The 14,881-nt window shown below is 45.3% G+C and carries 17 protein-coding genes; 16 read left to right on the forward strand and 1 reads right to left on the reverse strand.

What is annotated here, in order from left to right; translation table 11 throughout:
• Nucleotides 1–329 precede the first annotated feature (329 nt).
• The 3 genes from MZO40_RS09465 to MZO40_RS09475 all read left to right on the forward strand — a co-directional run bounded on the left by MZO40_RS09465 (nucleotide 330) and on the right by MZO40_RS09475 (nucleotide 2,900).
• Nucleotides 330–518: a hypothetical protein gene (locus MZO40_RS09465; RefSeq protein ID WP_088770550.1), complete on the forward strand. Its 189-nt coding sequence runs from the start codon at nucleotides 330–332 to the stop codon at nucleotides 516–518.
• A gap of 481 nt (nucleotides 519–999) precedes the next feature.
• On the forward strand, nucleotides 1,000–1,260 hold the full coding sequence (locus MZO40_RS09470; protein WP_003639915.1) for a DUF2187 domain-containing protein: 261 nt from the start codon (nucleotides 1,000–1,002) through the stop codon (nucleotides 1,258–1,260).
• A 227-nt stretch (nucleotides 1,261–1,487) separates the two neighbouring features.
• The gene (locus tag MZO40_RS09475; RefSeq protein ID WP_050339926.1) at nucleotides 1,488–2,900 is read left to right on the forward strand and encodes an MFS transporter; all 1,413 of its coding nucleotides are present in this window, start codon (nucleotides 1,488–1,490) and stop codon (nucleotides 2,898–2,900) included.
• A gap of 208 nt (nucleotides 2,901–3,108) precedes the next feature.
• Here MZO40_RS09475 and MZO40_RS09480 read toward each other — a convergent pair whose 3' ends face one another.
• Entirely contained in the window at nucleotides 3,109–4,017 is a 909-nt protein-coding gene (locus MZO40_RS09480) for a metal ABC transporter solute-binding protein, Zn/Mn family (protein ID WP_050339925.1), read from the reverse strand.
• A gap of 169 nt (nucleotides 4,018–4,186) precedes the next feature.
• Here MZO40_RS09480 and MZO40_RS09485 point away from each other — a divergent pair, with 169 nt between their 5' ends.
• The 13 genes from MZO40_RS09485 (at nucleotide 4,187) to MZO40_RS09540 (ending at nucleotide 14,678) form a co-directional block, all read left to right on the forward strand.
• Complete coding sequence (locus MZO40_RS09485; RefSeq protein WP_050339924.1) at nucleotides 4,187–4,723, forward strand: CvpA family protein; 537 nt, start codon at nucleotides 4,187–4,189, stop codon at nucleotides 4,721–4,723.
• Nucleotides 4,724–5,118: 395 nt separating this feature from the next.
• The gene (locus MZO40_RS09490; RefSeq protein WP_105961288.1) at nucleotides 5,119–7,320 is read left to right on the forward strand and encodes a glycoside hydrolase domain-containing protein; all 2,202 of its coding nucleotides are present in this window, start codon (nucleotides 5,119–5,121) and stop codon (nucleotides 7,318–7,320) included.
• Between the two features lie 83 nt (nucleotides 7,321–7,403).
• A complete protein-coding gene (locus MZO40_RS09495; RefSeq protein WP_088770553.1) occupies nucleotides 7,404–7,925 on the forward strand; it encodes a hypothetical protein in 522 nt (173 codons plus the stop codon).
• Between the two features lie 196 nt (nucleotides 7,926–8,121).
• A complete protein-coding gene (locus tag MZO40_RS09500) occupies nucleotides 8,122–8,349 on the forward strand; it encodes a transposase (protein WP_088770554.1) in 228 nt (75 codons plus the stop codon).
• Nucleotides 8,349–8,807, forward strand: a complete 459-nt coding sequence (locus tag MZO40_RS09505; RefSeq protein WP_323128386.1) for a transposase — start codon at nucleotides 8,349–8,351, stop codon at nucleotides 8,805–8,807. The genes MZO40_RS09500 and MZO40_RS09505 overlap by 1 nt, the downstream gene beginning before the upstream one ends.
• Complete coding sequence (locus tag MZO40_RS17605; RefSeq protein WP_157685987.1) at nucleotides 8,747–9,055, forward strand: transposase; 309 nt, start codon at nucleotides 8,747–8,749, stop codon at nucleotides 9,053–9,055. The genes MZO40_RS09505 and MZO40_RS17605 overlap by 61 nt, the downstream gene beginning before the upstream one ends.
• A 534-nt stretch (nucleotides 9,056–9,589) precedes the next feature.
• Nucleotides 9,590–9,958 carry a dihydroneopterin aldolase gene (folB, locus tag MZO40_RS09510; protein WP_105961287.1) on the forward strand — a complete coding sequence of 123 codons (369 nt, stop codon included), beginning with the start codon at nucleotides 9,590–9,592 and terminating at the stop codon, nucleotides 9,956–9,958.
• A complete protein-coding gene (gene folK / locus MZO40_RS09515) occupies nucleotides 9,948–10,460 on the forward strand; it encodes a 2-amino-4-hydroxy-6-hydroxymethyldihydropteridine diphosphokinase (protein WP_105961286.1) in 513 nt (170 codons plus the stop codon). Before folB ends, folK begins: the two co-directional genes overlap by 11 nt.
• A complete protein-coding gene (gene folE, locus MZO40_RS09520; protein ID WP_003639909.1) occupies nucleotides 10,453–11,022 on the forward strand; it encodes a GTP cyclohydrolase I FolE in 570 nt (189 codons plus the stop codon). The genes folK and folE overlap by 8 nt, the downstream gene beginning before the upstream one ends.
• An 8-nt stretch (nucleotides 11,023–11,030) precedes the next feature.
• On the forward strand, nucleotides 11,031–12,395 hold the full coding sequence (locus MZO40_RS09525) for a folylpolyglutamate synthase/dihydrofolate synthase family protein (RefSeq protein ID WP_105961285.1): 1,365 nt from the start codon (nucleotides 11,031–11,033) through the stop codon (nucleotides 12,393–12,395).
• The gene (locus MZO40_RS09530) at nucleotides 12,392–12,979 is read left to right on the forward strand and encodes a non-canonical purine NTP pyrophosphatase (RefSeq protein WP_105961284.1); all 588 of its coding nucleotides are present in this window, start codon (nucleotides 12,392–12,394) and stop codon (nucleotides 12,977–12,979) included. Before MZO40_RS09525 ends, MZO40_RS09530 begins: the two co-directional genes overlap by 4 nt.
• A 24-nt stretch (nucleotides 12,980–13,003) precedes the next feature.
• Nucleotides 13,004–14,152: a dihydropteroate synthase gene (gene folP, locus MZO40_RS09535; RefSeq protein WP_105923979.1), complete on the forward strand. Its 1,149-nt coding sequence runs from the start codon at nucleotides 13,004–13,006 to the stop codon at nucleotides 14,150–14,152.
• A complete protein-coding gene (locus MZO40_RS09540; RefSeq protein ID WP_101874133.1) occupies nucleotides 14,145–14,678 on the forward strand; it encodes a DNA-3-methyladenine glycosylase I in 534 nt (177 codons plus the stop codon). Before folP ends, MZO40_RS09540 begins: the two co-directional genes overlap by 8 nt.
• Nucleotides 14,679–14,881: the final 203 nt, after the last annotated feature.

A 14,881-nucleotide genomic window follows, 5' to 3' on the forward strand; every position in this document is an offset into this window, starting at 1 on the left:
ATGTCGAACACAGAAGTTAAGCTTCTTAGCGCCGAGAGTAGTTGGGGGATCGCTCCCTGCGAGGGTAGGACGTTGCCATGCAACCTAAGGAATCGTTAATTCGGTTCCTTTTTTTGTGTCTCGAAGTACCGGTCAAAGATAAAACGAAAATTTGCCTTAAAGACTGTCGAACGTTACAATGGGGTGTAAAATTTGAAATTGCACGGTCGTCTTCTGCGTGTGTTCAAGTTGAGACTTCATAAAGATTCTATCAACTGCACTTAATGAAGCGCCAAAATATAACACTTTCACCGCTGAAACAGCTATCCGTTAAAGGAGATGCCAGATTAATGGACGCACATAAAATAGATTTGAAAAAACTAAATGAGGACAAGCAGAAAGCATTCGATATTTTTGGGAAATATGGTAGTTTTGCCGCGTTGTATCGGGAAGGGACGGAAGCAGACATTCATTTTGTTGATAACTATATCTCGCTGGCAGCAGTCTATGAACAAAGAAAGCTAGTTGGGTTAGAATGACCTAGTGTTATGTGCATATGACTGTTGAGCGGATTCTGAATTGATGACTGATTTAGAGCGAGTGTCTGCAGTAACTGCTAGTAAGATGATTTAATGCGACCTTAAACGGCGATTGTCGATGCACTAATCACGAGTGAAGTGTTTGATAGACGGTTTAAGTACCGGTTGCTGTGAAGCAGTTAGTCATCATTTAGGACCGTACGTCTTTTAACTGACTCGTCATGACTGCGACAGCTATTGTTATGGCGTTACTGGAAAATATTAAAGTATCGCTCGTTGACTGATGAAAATAAACATCGTCTACGAATAGTTTGGCGTACGTATCTGGTTAGATCAATTACTGACACAGGACTAAGGTCATTTAATTTGGACGGTAACTGTCGCAACCATGTAAAAATCTTGTAAATTCGGGAGCAATAATTGTTATTCTTCCAATTACATGCTATGTTATTAGCATATTTTACGAAGTGGAGTGATAGTTATGGCTCAGATTACTGTGGGGGATCGGGTTAAGTGCCAGAAAAACGGCAATACCGATTATGATTTTTATGCTAAAGTTGAAAAGATTTATGAGAACTCCGCCTTTGTCACCATTACACATTACGATGTCCGTGATGATATCAACGTCTCGGAATTACAATATCGTGCGGTGATTGCGCTTAAGAAAATGAAGATTGCGAAACCAACTGCAGGGGAAGCTAAGGAATTACAAGCTGTTAGCCCTGCGATGTTGGCTGAATAAAAGAGATGATTAATGGAACCTTGTCCAGATAATGGACAGGGTTTTTATTTTGGACCCAAATTTGCGAGTTGGTAAACAACACTTATTAATTGTGCACGTTGTTTTATTTGGCCTGGCAAACTTTTTTTGTTTTTGATTTCGCGAATCACCTGTACAACGGGGTTGAGAATGGTACAATAGATATTAGTACTTGATAATAGTTCTAAAGTAAGAAGGAGGAGTTTTTGATGCAGACAACTGGTCAAAACACAACGTTAACCGGACGGCGGCGGTTCTGGTTCATCTTCACATTACTGTTGGGGACTTGGACGATGTCAATCAGTCAATCATCACTATCGACCGTCTACCCGACGTTTATGCGTGATTTCGGCATTTCAGCGTCGACGGTTCAATGGCTGACGACGGGCTTTATGTTGACGATGGTCGTCATGATGCCCATTAGTCCATGGTTACTCAATAATATTGGTTTTAAGAAATTATTCTTAGCGGTGCTGGTCCTATTTGATGCCGGTTCCATAATTATTTACTTTGCACCCAGTTTTGGTGTCATGATGATTGGGCGGTTGATCAAAGCGGCCGCTGTCGGTGTGCTATTTCCGTCATATCAATCGATTTTACTCACGATTACGCCAGAAGAGAAGCGTGGTAGTACTATGGGGGTCGCTGGGCTAGTCATGGGGTCAGCGCTCGCCTCAGGGCCCATCATTTCAGGGGTCGTCCTGAAGTTTACCGATTGGCACGGCCTATTTATGGTCTTCATTACCGTTGCGACATTACTGATTTTAATTAGTTTTGCGACGATCAAGGATGTGATGGTGAATAAGCCATCGAAATTAGACCTGATTTCAATCGTCACGTTACTTGGTTTTGCTGGGATTTTGTACGTGGTTAATGAAATTGGTAAGGCTGGCGTGAACTGGACCTATGCATGGATTTTATTGATTATTTCCATCCTGGCAGTGGCCTACTTCACGTATCGGCAATTCCATTTGGAAACCCCATTACTGGAGTTACGGGTTTTAAAGACGTTTAACTACGACTTAGCCATTTTTCTGACTGCAATTTCGTATGTTGCCCTGATCGTGGTCACGATTATCTTCCCACTGTACTATCAAGGTGTTCTGAAAGTTTCACCGTTCGTTTCAGGGATGTCACTGGTTCCTGGTGCGGTGCTCCTCAGTATCTTGAACCCGTTGACAGGGAAACTCGCTGAAAAGATCGGTTATAAGCAAATTATGTTATTGGGAATGGCGATGATCGTCTTGGGCTGGCTGATTTTAGCGTTGGTCAATGCCAAGCTCAACTTGCTCACGATGATTCTGTTGGCAGCCTTGATTGAAGGTGGCAATGCCTTTGTCATGATGCCAGCGGTTACCCTCGGTGCCAACTCATTGCCAGACGAGCTGATTTCACACGGAACGGCCGTTATTACGACGGTTAGACAGATTCTGGGTTCAGCTGGTGTCGCAGTTGCGACCTTGGTCCTCTCTAACGTGACCCTAGCCCAAAAGCAAGCTGGCGCCTCGACGTTAGCTGCTAATTTAACCGGGTACCACACCGTCTTTTGGATGATGCTCGGAATCGAAATCGTTGGGCTAGTTCTCGCGTTATTGTTGCGTGATGGGCGGAAACAGGCTTGATGCGGTTGCTAGTGGTGCTTAGCTGAGGGCGTAGACGCGCTTTGTTCATATAGCCAAATCTGGCAATAGTCGATTGTTCAGAGTCTGCTCAGATTTTCAAAACTAAACAACAGGTTGTGATCAAAAATGGTTCATGTCATTTGCGTCACAACCAAAATAAGGCCATCAATCTCATCTCCTGGGATTGATGGCCTTATTATTTAACCACTTATTTCTTCGCGGCTTTCTGAATCTTTGCCAACTGGTTGTATTGGCTGAGCATCCAGCTTTCATACGTCTGGTTGGCTGGCAGAGTTTCAGTCACTTTGAGGACTGGAACGTCGTATTGTTTAGCTAATTTGACCATGTTCGTGACTAGGTTACTGTCACTTTGGGTGTTTTCAACAAAGAAGGCGATGCGGTGGTGCTTGATGGCCTGTTGCATTTGCTGAATATCCTTCGGGGACGGGTCGGTGCCTTCCTCGATGGCCCGGGCAAAATGATTGTTCGTGATGTGATAACCCATTGCCTTGAGTGAATAATCGAAGACGGGTTCACTGACTGCGACGCGCTGACCCTTAGCTTGCTGTTTCAGTTGCTTGATTTTGGTTGTAATGGCCCGAGTGCTAGCCTGATATTTTCGGGCTTGCTGGTAAAAGTAACGCTTGTGTTGCGGCTGAATCTTCGACAGGTCCGCCGCAATTCTGGTGGCTAACTTGGGCATCGTCGTAGGATCGTACCAAACGTGTTCGTTGGCGCCGTCCGCCTTCTTGGCAACCGAGGTGCCGACGTTGATGACGCGGGCGCCGGCTTGCTTGTTGACGGTTAACTTTTCCATCCAGTCATCGTAGCCGAGGCCGTTATAGATGATGAGCTGCGCGCTACTGGCTTGTTTGGCCGTATTGACGGTTGGCTCGTAGTCATGGGGATCGACACTGGGACGGTCGATGATAGCCGTGACTTTACCATACTTGCCCGCAACCGCCTTGGCCGTTTGACCATAAAAATCGAGACTAGTCAGAATATTGATTTTATTATTGCTCGTTTGACTTGATGTGGTGGTGCTTTGGCAGCCTGCTAATAAGCTACCGATGCCTAATAGCAGGACCAAAAACAGCCATCTACGTCGCTTAATCATGTCTTGTTACCCCATTCTCTTTAAATCGTAACCATTACTGTTCACTTTACAGAAAGAAGCTTGGTGCGTCAAGTGTTTAAGATAAACTTTAGCCTAGTTTGAAAGTGGTAAATAACTAATGAAAGCTGGTAAAATAGGCGTACTTAGAATACGGAAAGTGGGGGTTGAGATGATATTTACGATCGTGATTTTACTATTATTAGTCAGTGCCATTTTCCGAGGCTTCCACCGCGGATTCGTGATTGAAATGTTGCACCTGATTGGGACTGTCGTGGTCTTGCTGTTTGCAAGGTTGCTCTATCAACCAGTGGGTGCAGCAATCAGTAATTTACTGACTGGCTTGAATTTGATTGAGGGTTCAGCCATGAGTACCCTAATTATTAATCTGATTGCCTTCTTCGTGTTGATTTCGCTGGGGTGGTCCGTGATTCGGTTACTTGGGCGCGTCTCACGCAGCATTACCTGGCTACCAGTCATCAAACAAGTGAACAGTGTTGCCGGTGGTGCGGTCGCGTTTGTGATTACGTACCTGGTTATTTTCGTCGTTCTGTCCCTGGCTAACTTGGTCAAGACTGATTTTATCCAAACACAGATGAACAACTCACCGTTAGCGACATATATTGTCAAACAAACGCCGGGACTGACGAGTCAGTATCTAAGTCATCTAGTCAATTTCGACGACGGAACAACGACATCTGATTCATAAGCGTCGAGAGCACGTATTACGCTAGTTAATTTGTCATGAATTACGATTAAAACATGTTATTTCCAAGTTCAAGTGCGGCCAGCTGAGACCCGCTGGAAACAGTGCGAGTTAGCGTAAATTTGCAGTCGTGTGTCGTCCTACGCCGGCTTCCAGGCCTATCATATCTTTTTAAGTACACAACAGTAATATAAAATGTTAAGTCATTATATTCTTAACTAATATAAGTCTCCTTAGTACCAGTTTTAAAAAAATCGGTTTAAGAAATTCCAAAGGTGGGTTTCTAAGAATGTGAACATTTAAAGACTTTTTTTGTATATTTTATACCATCACTTGTTTATTGCATAAAGCAGCTCATAATAAAAGTATGTCAAAATACTTTTACGGAGGTAAATGTTATGGCTGATCAATTAGTATTAGACACGCAACAATGGTTAAATTCCACTTATGGCGATGTTGATGGTTTTGGTAGCGTTCCTGAAAATGGGCTTACCGGTTGGGACACAATTTATGGTCTAACCCGTGGCTTACAACATGAACTTGGTATTACTGATTTAGTAGATAACTTTGGTCCCACAACTGCTAAGCTTTTTGATGAAATTGCTGACGATATTGTACCTGGTTACTCAGGTAATATTGCATACATCATCCAAGGTGGTTTTTGGTGTAAGGGTATCGATCCCGCCGCTTTTGATGGGAAGTTTACTAGCGATACTGCTTCTGCCGTCACAACGATGAAAGAATACGCCGGATTGAGTGATACTTCCGGGACTCTGGACTCACAGTTCATGGCCGCGCTGCTCAATATGAGTGCATTCACCTTAGTAGCTGATGGCTATGAAAAAATCCGTACGATGCAGCAACAATTAAATCATGACTATCTGGCTTATACTGGCATTCTCCCTTGTGATGGCGTATACCAGCGTGACACAAATACCGCTTTGATTTATGCTTTACAGGCCGAAGAAGGACTTGATACGGATACCGCATCAGGAACTTATGGGCCAATGACCCAAGAGTTGACTCCAACTGTTTCAACTGGTGATGATAATAATTTTGTCCGTATATTGCAATGGGGCCTTTATGTAAATAACCAAGCGTATACGGGTGATTTTGACGGCAGCTATACTTTAGACGTATCAAGTTCAGTAGCAACTTTTGAGAGTGATATGGCCCTTCCAGAAACATCTGGCGCATCGGCAGGTTTAGATGTCTTCATGAGTCTCTTAACTTCCGCTGGCAATCCTGATCGCGACGCTGTGGCTTGCGACACCTCGCATCAAATAGATGCGAATGAGGCTGCGGCACTCAGCTCCGCTGGTTACAAATATGTTGGTCGTTACCTAACTGGTACTGCTGGTACTGGGAGTAGTGAAGTTGATAAAAATTTAACCACCAGTGAAATCAGTATTCTAACTAATGCTGGTCTAAAGATCTTCCCAATCTATCAAGATGGCGCATCCGATGATGAAGATTACTTTACCCAAACCAAGGGTAGCAGTGATGGCCGTAAAGCTGGTTTAGCCGCTATGCAATTAGGCTTTCCGGATGATACGATTATCTACTTCGCTGTGGACGTCGATATTCAGGATGGTGACATAGCAGGCACGGTCGAACCATACTTTACAGGTGTTGCCAACGGGATCAATAGTTTCGGTTTTAAAGTCGGTATTTACGCTACCCGAAATGTTGCCAACACGATTATTACGGATGGGTTGGCCGACAAAGCGTTCGTTTCCGATATGTCTACTGGATTTTCTGGCAATCTCGGTTTCCCAATGCCAAGCGAATGGTCTTTCGATCAGTTCAATGAAGTCACTTTTGACGATTTCTACATCGATAAGGTAGCCTCTAACAGTAGTCGTTCGACAGCTGTTGATGATTTTTCAGCTGGTAGCAGTGTTGGAGGTAGCGATGATTTAGCTAAAATAAATGAAATTGTTCAAAGCCTGAGTGAAACTGATAGTATTTTTTCATTCGTAAAAGATATAACCATTGAAGCAACCAGTAAAACTTACAAAGTTGAAACTCCTGCTGTGGATCTATCTTTAACAGTTGACCTGGAAGGCAGTATTAGTGATGACGATGGTGACACTTCAATTAATTATAATGTTAATGATGGTTCCGTTAATTTCACATTAGATGATGAAATCTCGCAAATCATTGCTGAAAACACAGCTGGATTTACTGATACAACGGTGACCGCTTCATTGGATGGAATAGCTTCAGTAATAAAGGATGGTGACATCAAGTCTGGTATGTCTGTTAAAGCAACCGGTACATCTATCACATTTAAGGTCGATTCTACATTTGAACATGAATCAACAAATGGTAAAACCTACGAGATAGAGTATGAAGTTACTTTGGTAGCAGAGTTCCATTCAATTATCAGTCCTTTACCAGCTTGGGTCACCGCTGTACAAGCGGATGAACACAACACCTCAGTGGACGATGCAAAAGCAAATGCACCTGAAATCACAACTGTGTTACTGCGTGTTGGTACTGCTGCAGTTGTTGCCCTCGCAATAACTGGTTTAATAATGACAGCCACATTTTTACCGTCGATCATCCCAGGGTTAATTGCCTTAGCTGCTGCGTAATAATGGAAAATACTATATAGTTAGACGAAACGATTGGAGCCATCCGATCGTTTTTTATATTAAAATGAGGACTGGTAAATAATATGGACACAACACAATTTTTATTTTTTGTATGGATTATGTTTTTGGCAATTTTCATTCTGAGCTTGCTCTTTGCACTCTTTACACCAAAGGTATTTACTTACACATCACAAAATTCAAAATCTAAACAACTAATCCGTAAGATACTGATAACTAACCCAATTAGAGAATATAGACGACAGTTAAAAATAAGTATACTTTTTAGTACGCTGGGACTAATAGTAATGTGGATCGGAATTATTTTATTTGCGTTTAAGTTTGAGACTGTCTCACTTTTTTTACTTGCCATTGCATCGGCATCATATATTTTTATCGGGGTTGTCACTCCTTACTATGAATATAAGTACTGGTCAAGAGCAGAAAAAGAAGAATTTGGGACGCTACCACATAAATCCTTTATAAAATTAATGACATTTCGAACAATATGTACGATAACTTTGACTCTTTTATTTTTACTACCAGCAATTTTCAACTCTGAATTTCATGATATTTTATTTAATATTTTATTTAATATTTTTTCTTAAATCAAACCATTCTGAAGTTCTGAAGTTGAACAAACCAGATTTATTCACAGAGAAGGCCTGAGATTTGCTCATCGCTTCAGCGATAAGGAATCCCAGGCCTTTTTGTTTTTTTACCTATTTTGGTAAAAAAACAAAAAAGAAACTCCACTTATGTTATTGTGAAGTCACCACAACAAAACAACAAGGAGAGTTTCCAATGACAATCTTACATAAAACCAATTTAATCAGCAATCCCAAAATTCGTATTAATAACCGAGGTGGCCGGTTAACGGTCGATGGTGGAATGACACTCATCACTGAATTCTTACACAAATTGCATTTTGATGAGACTGTGAATGAGCTTATCCACTTCAGTAATAAGCGTAAATTTTGCCAACACACTACAACACGATCAAGCAATGGAATTAATTTTAAATACCAATAATCTGGGTTCACAACCGACTATTACTACGTTTAGCGGATACCATGTTCAAACGTCGTAACCAGCAAATCTTGATTTTGGACATCGATTCAACGCAGGCCGATACTTATGGTAAACAAGAAGCAGCTGGTTATAATGCTCATTATGGAATTGATGGCTTTCATCCCATCTTAATTTTTGATAGTATAACTGGCATCTTGCTAGCAGTCAGACAGCGTCCCGCCATATATGACTTATGTGAAGAAACCGGCTGTCAGTTTTTAGTCAAATTAAAACACAATTCGCGATTAACCGACTTAGTTCAACACCAAGTTACTTATGACGATAACACTGATTTTTCAATGGCTGAAACGCAAATCTTTGAACTAGATTATCAAGTAGAAACTTGGTTGAAGCCTTATTGGGTCGCCGCTCAGGACACACGAAATGGCGGCAGTTTATTTATGACTACGAGTCAGTAGTCGCTAATCTGACAAGTACTAAAGCAGCTGATTTATTTGCGGCCTACGACAAACGGGGCAGTGTCGAAAATAACATCAAAGAGACTAAACTAGGCTTTTATCTGGATAAAATTAATAGCCATGTCTACCTAGCTAATACATTCTGTATGTTATTCAGCGCACTAGCTTACAATATCGTTCAAGTTTTTAAGCAATCCGTTTTACCACCGGCAAAACGTGATTTCCAAAGCACAACATTGCGTTTGTGACTGTTTCAAATTCCAGCAGTACTCGTCAAGCATGCCCGAAAATTCATTTTAAAACTCAGTAGTAACAACGTTTTTGACAACTTTTACTGAGAAACGTTAGCCAAATACGAGTTTTATAGCCGTAGTCTAACGGATTGTTTTTAATTTTTTTGTTCATCCGAGGCGTAGTCCGCCGAAATTAACGAAATGGCGCTCAATATGAGTCGCAGTTTCTAGCTTTGATTGGTTCAGCCTCAAAAAACGAGATTTGAGTGAGTAAAATACTCATTCAGATCTCGTTTTCCGTTTCTGGTGCTTAAAATAAATTAGTTGATTGTAGCTCAAAGACGTGGTCGGATTCGAAGCCGTAAACGTCTTTTTTTAGTGGAATATTGAAAGTCAGAGACAGCCACAGTAGTATAGTCGTCAAACCATTTTTACGGTTTCCGAACGATTATGAGTTTTTGGGGGTTATTTGGCCGATTACTATCACATTGCCGGTGCTTCATGCTATGATTATAAGTAAAAATGAGCAAGAAAGAGGTTGGGATACTTATGGGCATGATTCGTATTAACAACTTACGGTTTCACACGTTTAACGGTGTGCTTCCTGAGGAGCGGCGCAACGGCCAACAACTAGGATTGGACATTGCCATCAAATATCCCATTGAAGCGAAGGTCCGTCACGACGATGTGCACGAGACGATCAATTATGCGGCCGTGCGGGACGTCGTTGATGATTTTGTGACGACGCACTCGTACAAGTTGATTGAATCGTTGGCCAACCATCTGTTAGAGACGCTTTTGGCTAGTTTTCCGACCGTCGATGCCATCAATATTAAGATTCGAAAGTATAGTGTACCGATGCCCGGCATTTTTGATAACGTGGAGATTGAGGTGGAGGGAACGCCACATGTCGACTAATCAAGAACGCGTCTACCTGAGCATTGGGTCTAACATTCACCCGCGCGTTCAAAATATTCGAAAGGCGCTGAGCCGTCTGCGTGCGGTGGCTGGAGTGACAGTGATTGCGGAATCCCATTGGTACGAAACTGAGCCGTGGGGGAATCGCGAACAGGCAAATTTTTACAACGTATCTGTCTCGTTAGTGACCACTTTGACGCCCGCTGAGTTGTTAGATGAATTACATACCATTGAACAGGCTGGTCATCGGCAACGGCTAGTCCATTGGGGGCCACGCACGATTGACATGGACATTATCTTTTGGGGCCAGCGTCGAATTGCGACAGTTGACTTGACGGTGCCACATGCACAAGCAGCTAACCGGAATTTTGTACTGTTACCAACGGCTGAGATTGCCGCGGATGATCCGTTGGTGGGCCCTCAAGTTGCGCGCATGATTGCGGCTAATCAGGACCAGAGTTGGATTAAAAAAGTGAGAAATGTGAGTGAGTTAGATGATTGATGAGAAGAACAAAGCTAAGATAGAACACGCGGTGCGTGAGATTTTGAGCGCTGTCGGTGAAGACCCTGACCGGCCAGGATTGGTTGAAACGCCAGCCCGGGTCGCACGGATGTATGCAGAAGTATTTGCGACTAAGACCGCCGCACCATTTGATAATTACAAGTTATTTAAAGTTGAGAATCCAACCGAGATGGTTTTGCTTAAAGATATTCCATTCTATTCAATGTGCGAACACCATTTACTACCCTTCTTCGGAACGGTTCAAGTTGCCTATGTGCCGCAGCATGACCAAGTAATTGGGTTGAGCAAGATTCCGCGGCTCGTCGATTATTGCGCCCAACAACCGAACGTTCAGGAACGTTTGACCGTTTCAATTGCGACTGAATTGCAGCGCATCCTCGACCCAGCTGGCATTGCCGTTTCAATCACAGCGCGGCATATGTGCATGGAGATGCGCGGTGTCAGCAAGCCCGGTGTCCAGACGGAAAGTAGCTATTATAGCGGTCAATTCAAGACGGATATTGAGTTAAAACGGGAATTTCTACAACGAATCGCAAAGTAGGTGATTAATTGGACGCAGCGACGATCGAACGACGCTATCAGAAATTATTAGGTCAGCTGAACCAAGCCATGCTGGCGAACAATCATCAACGGGTCCCACTGTTACGGCGAATCATGGCGCATCTCGGTCACCCAGACCATTACTATCACGTTATCCATATCGCGGGGACCAATGGCAAGGGCTCGACTGGGGCAATGCTCAGCAGTGTTTTGCAAGCTCAGGGATACCGCGTCGGGCGTTTTAGCAGTCCCGCCATTAATGACGCGCGTGAACAACTGCAATTCAATGGGACGTGGATCAGTCCAGCAGACTTCATCGATACTTATCATGAAATTTTGCCTGTTCTGAAAAATATGGGCTTGGCGGCCAGCGATGTCTCCGTGTTTGAATGGTTCTTCCTGATCAGTGTGGTCTGGTTCCGCAATCAAAACGTGCAGTGGGCGGTGATTGAAGCCGGTCTCGGTGGCTTGTATGATGCGACCAATGCGCTGGCTAGTCCCCAGCTGACGGTGTTTACCAAAATTGCCCTCGACCACACGGCCATTCTCGGACCAACGATTACGGCGATTGCCCAGAATAAGTCTAAAATCATCAAGCCGCACACGACGGTCGTCACTTTGGCGGACCAACATCCCGATGCCTTGGCTGTCTTACAGACCGAAGCGCTCAATCAAGGGGTGCGGTTAGTTACGGCCAAGCACGCGCAATTGACCATCACGCAGCAGACATTGACCCAGATGACCGTCGATGCGTACAGCCAGTGTTTTGACTGGACACAGCTGACGTTAGGACTCGGCGCGTCATATCAGTTGCAGAACCTACAGCTTGTGTTGACCGTCGTGTCCGTGTTGCAGCACCAGCAAGTTAACCTAACAAACGCCGCGGTCCGTACGGGATTACAGCAGGTCAGCTTACCCGGTCGTGCGACGGTCTTACAGACGGATCCGCTGATAATTGCGGATGGCGCCCATAATCCAGATGGCATGCAGGCACTAGTTTCCAGTGCACAAACGTTGCTTGCTGGGCGACACTTGATTTGGGTCGTCGGGGTTTTGCAAGACAAGGCATATACGGACATGTTGGCAGCACTGCTTCCCGCAGCCGACGTGGTCATCACGAATACGCCAGCGAATCCAGAGCGCGCTTTACCAGCAGCACAGTTAGCCCGAACGGCGACGGCCATGCTGACGCCGGCGTTTATGACGGCTAACGCGATGACAACGGCGCCTGAAATCTTGACGGCAACGACCATCACGGATGCGTTAACGCAAGCCCAACAGCGAGCAACGCCTAATAGTGCGATTCTGGTCACCGGGTCGTTTTACGTCATTCGTGAATTGCAACAAGCTGGCTGGAAGGGGTTGAGCCAATGACCGTTGACTGGCTGATTGCGTCAAATAATGCGGGGAAGAGTCGTGACTTGCAGGCTTGTTTGGCCTATGCCGGCGTGACCGCGCAACCTTATTTTAACCAATTCGACCGCCTGACGTTTCCGGCCGAAACGACGACCAGCTACGTGGATAACGCGATCGCGAAGGCCCGTTTTGGTGCTTCACAGCTTGGTGTTCCGGTGATTGCCGATGATAGCGGCATTGAGATCCCGGCCTTGCCCAGACAATTCGGCGTCACGACCGCTCGTGATTTAGGGGTCGCGGTCAGTGGCTTTGACCGTAATCAGGAAATTTTACAAGCCCTTCGTCAGGTTCCAGATGGGCAACGCCAAGCCGTCATGCGAGCAACCTTAGCCGCTGCTTGGCCGGATGGTCGGGTCGTGGTCGTTCAGGGGACCGTTGCGGGCTACCTGGCACATTTTCAGTTAGGCCAATACTCAGGAGGCTTTGACCGGTTGTTTTGGCTGCCACATTATGGTCGGACGTTAGCCGAAATCCCCGCACCATGGCGAATCCCATTGACGCACCGGGGACGCGCCGCACTAAAACTAATCACAAAACTTTAAAAATTGAAAGGATCGGTGGAGTAGATGTTAGTACAAGATATCACCAGTTCATTAGCACAAGCAACGGATTTTGCGAGTCAGGCGTTGAATGCTCAGGTTCAACGGCACCAACAATTAGTTTTACGTTTTAGTGATTATAATCGTGAACAGCAGCAAGGCTTGACCCAACTCTGTCAGCAATTAGATGGTGTGGTTCAGGCGAGTCCCGAACAGCTGACGGTGCTGCTGAATCAATCTGCAGGCCGGCGTTTGGCCCAACAATGGTCGACCGTCTTCACGGACCAAGCGACCGTTCAGATCCAATTGACCCAAATCATGAAGCAATACGACGTGTTCTGGCAGGCTGGCGAACACCGGTTTAACTTAACGAAGAAGCCGATGATCTACGGCATTATGAACATCACGCCTGATTCCTTCTTCGATGGCGGACAGTACAAGACCAAGGACGACGTGTTGAACCACGTCGACGCGATGCTGCAAGCAGGCGCAGACGTCATCGAAGTCAATGGTCAAACGACGCGGCCAGGCTTTACCGAAGTGACGCCGGAAGTTGAGTTGGAACGGACGTTACCGTATATTCGGGCAATCAAAGCGCGGTTCCCAGAAGCCGTTTTAGCAGTCGATACTTATAAATACGACGTGATGGAAGCCGTTTTGGCGGAAGGTGTCAGCATTATCAATGACGTCAACGCCTTCACGGATGATCCGCGGAAGCTGAAGTTGATGGCGGATAGTCAGGTCGGATTACTAACGATGCATAGTAGTCGCGAACAGGAATACACTGATTTGACGAGCAGTATGCGGCATTTCTTTGAACAGAACCTCGCTGCGCTGACGAGTCACGGGATTGATATTGAACGGATCGCCTTAGACCAAGGCATTGGCTATTCCCAAGTCGCACATGGCGAACAAGACTACGTGATGATGCGCAATATTGACGAATTTAATTACTTACGGCGTCCAATGATGGTCGCAATCTCGCGTAAAGGTTACCTAGGTCTGTTGCTTGGACTGAAGAAGGAAGACCGGCTGCCAATGACCTTGGTCACCGAAGCCGCCATGATGCTCAAGGGCGGTCGTATCATTCGGGTGCACGATGTTGCTGAGACCAAGCAATTGATTACGCTACTCGGGCGCATCGAGAACGGCTACTGGCTCGCTAACCATGATTAGTCCAGACGACTTTGATGAGGTTACAGTCAATGGCGTTCGGGATTACGATGCCTATTTTGGAACACCGACTCACGATGATCACGTCTTATTTGAGCTATTAGTCGTCGGTATTCTGCAAGTCGGCCTCAGTTGGCAGGTGGCCGCGAGTCAGTTACCGATTCTGCGGCAACAGATGGCCGGACTACGGATAGATGCGGTCGCGGCCATGGATGAACCGGACTTTGAACGCTTGATGCGCACCCCTAAAGTGATGCACAATGGGCGCAAATTACGCGCCATCATTCAAGATGCGCGGGCGATTCAGCGATTGCAGGCGGAGTATGGTCACTTTAGCACCTATCTGTGGGCATTTGTCGATGACACGCCGTTCATGATGCCGGCGCCGGATGACGATGAAGGATTGCCAACACGTTCACCCCTCGGGACCCGGGTCGCCAAGGATTTACATCGGCACGGCTTTACCTTCGTCGGACCAGTCGTCACACACATGTTTTTACTGGCGGCGGGATTGATTAAATTGAATTAGTAAGCATTAGGCTGGCGGATGCTGGCCTTTTTTTATTGGCGTTAAGTAGTTGCAATGTGCTAGTCAATTTGTCATGAATCCTGATTAAATCATGCCAGGTTGGATTCCTGTTCGTCAGCCGATGCGCGTCTTAGTCCGACTTCCGGGGCCGGCTGACAACGCTGGAACAGGGCGGACATCGATTTGAACTCACGCAGAAAATC

The organism is Lactiplantibacillus sp. B652 (assembly GCF_023806745.1).
Classification (GTDB): Bacteria; Bacillota; Bacilli; order Lactobacillales; family Lactobacillaceae; genus Lactiplantibacillus; species Lactiplantibacillus pentosus.

Bases quoted from the DNA above. Each gene is read 5' to 3' on its own strand.
- MZO40_RS09490 (WP_105961288.1), top strand. From the start codon at position 5,119: ATGGCTGATCAATTAGTATTAGACACGCAACAATGGTTAAATTCCACT.
- MZO40_RS09495 (WP_088770553.1), top strand. From the start codon at position 7,404: ATGGACACAACACAATTTTTATTTTTTGTATGGATTATGTTTTTGGCA.
- MZO40_RS09540 (WP_101874133.1), top strand. From the start codon at position 14,145: ATGATTAGTCCAGACGACTTTGATGAGGTTACAGTCAATGGCGTTCGG.
- MZO40_RS09480 (WP_050339925.1), bottom strand. From the start codon at position 4,017: ATGATTAAGCGACGTAGATGGCTGTTTTTGGTCCTGCTATTAGGCATC.
- MZO40_RS09530 (WP_105961284.1), top strand. From the start codon at position 12,392: ATGACCGTTGACTGGCTGATTGCGTCAAATAATGCGGGGAAGAGTCGT.
- MZO40_RS09485 (WP_050339924.1), top strand. From the start codon at position 4,187: ATGATATTTACGATCGTGATTTTACTATTATTAGTCAGTGCCATTTTC.
- folE (WP_003639909.1), top strand. From the start codon at position 10,453: ATGATTGATGAGAAGAACAAAGCTAAGATAGAACACGCGGTGCGTGAG.
- MZO40_RS09500 (WP_088770554.1), top strand. From the start codon at position 8,122: ATGACAATCTTACATAAAACCAATTTAATCAGCAATCCCAAAATTCGT.
- MZO40_RS09475 (WP_050339926.1), top strand. From the start codon at position 1,488: ATGCAGACAACTGGTCAAAACACAACGTTAACCGGACGGCGGCGGTTC.
- MZO40_RS09470 (WP_003639915.1), top strand. From the start codon at position 1,000: ATGGCTCAGATTACTGTGGGGGATCGGGTTAAGTGCCAGAAAAACGGC.
- MZO40_RS09465 (WP_088770550.1), top strand. From the start codon at position 330: ATGGACGCACATAAAATAGATTTGAAAAAACTAAATGAGGACAAGCAG.
- folB (WP_105961287.1), top strand. From the start codon at position 9,590: ATGGGCATGATTCGTATTAACAACTTACGGTTTCACACGTTTAACGGT.
- folP (WP_105923979.1), top strand. From the start codon at position 13,004: ATGTTAGTACAAGATATCACCAGTTCATTAGCACAAGCAACGGATTTT.
- folK (WP_105961286.1), top strand. From the start codon at position 9,948: ATGTCGACTAATCAAGAACGCGTCTACCTGAGCATTGGGTCTAACATT.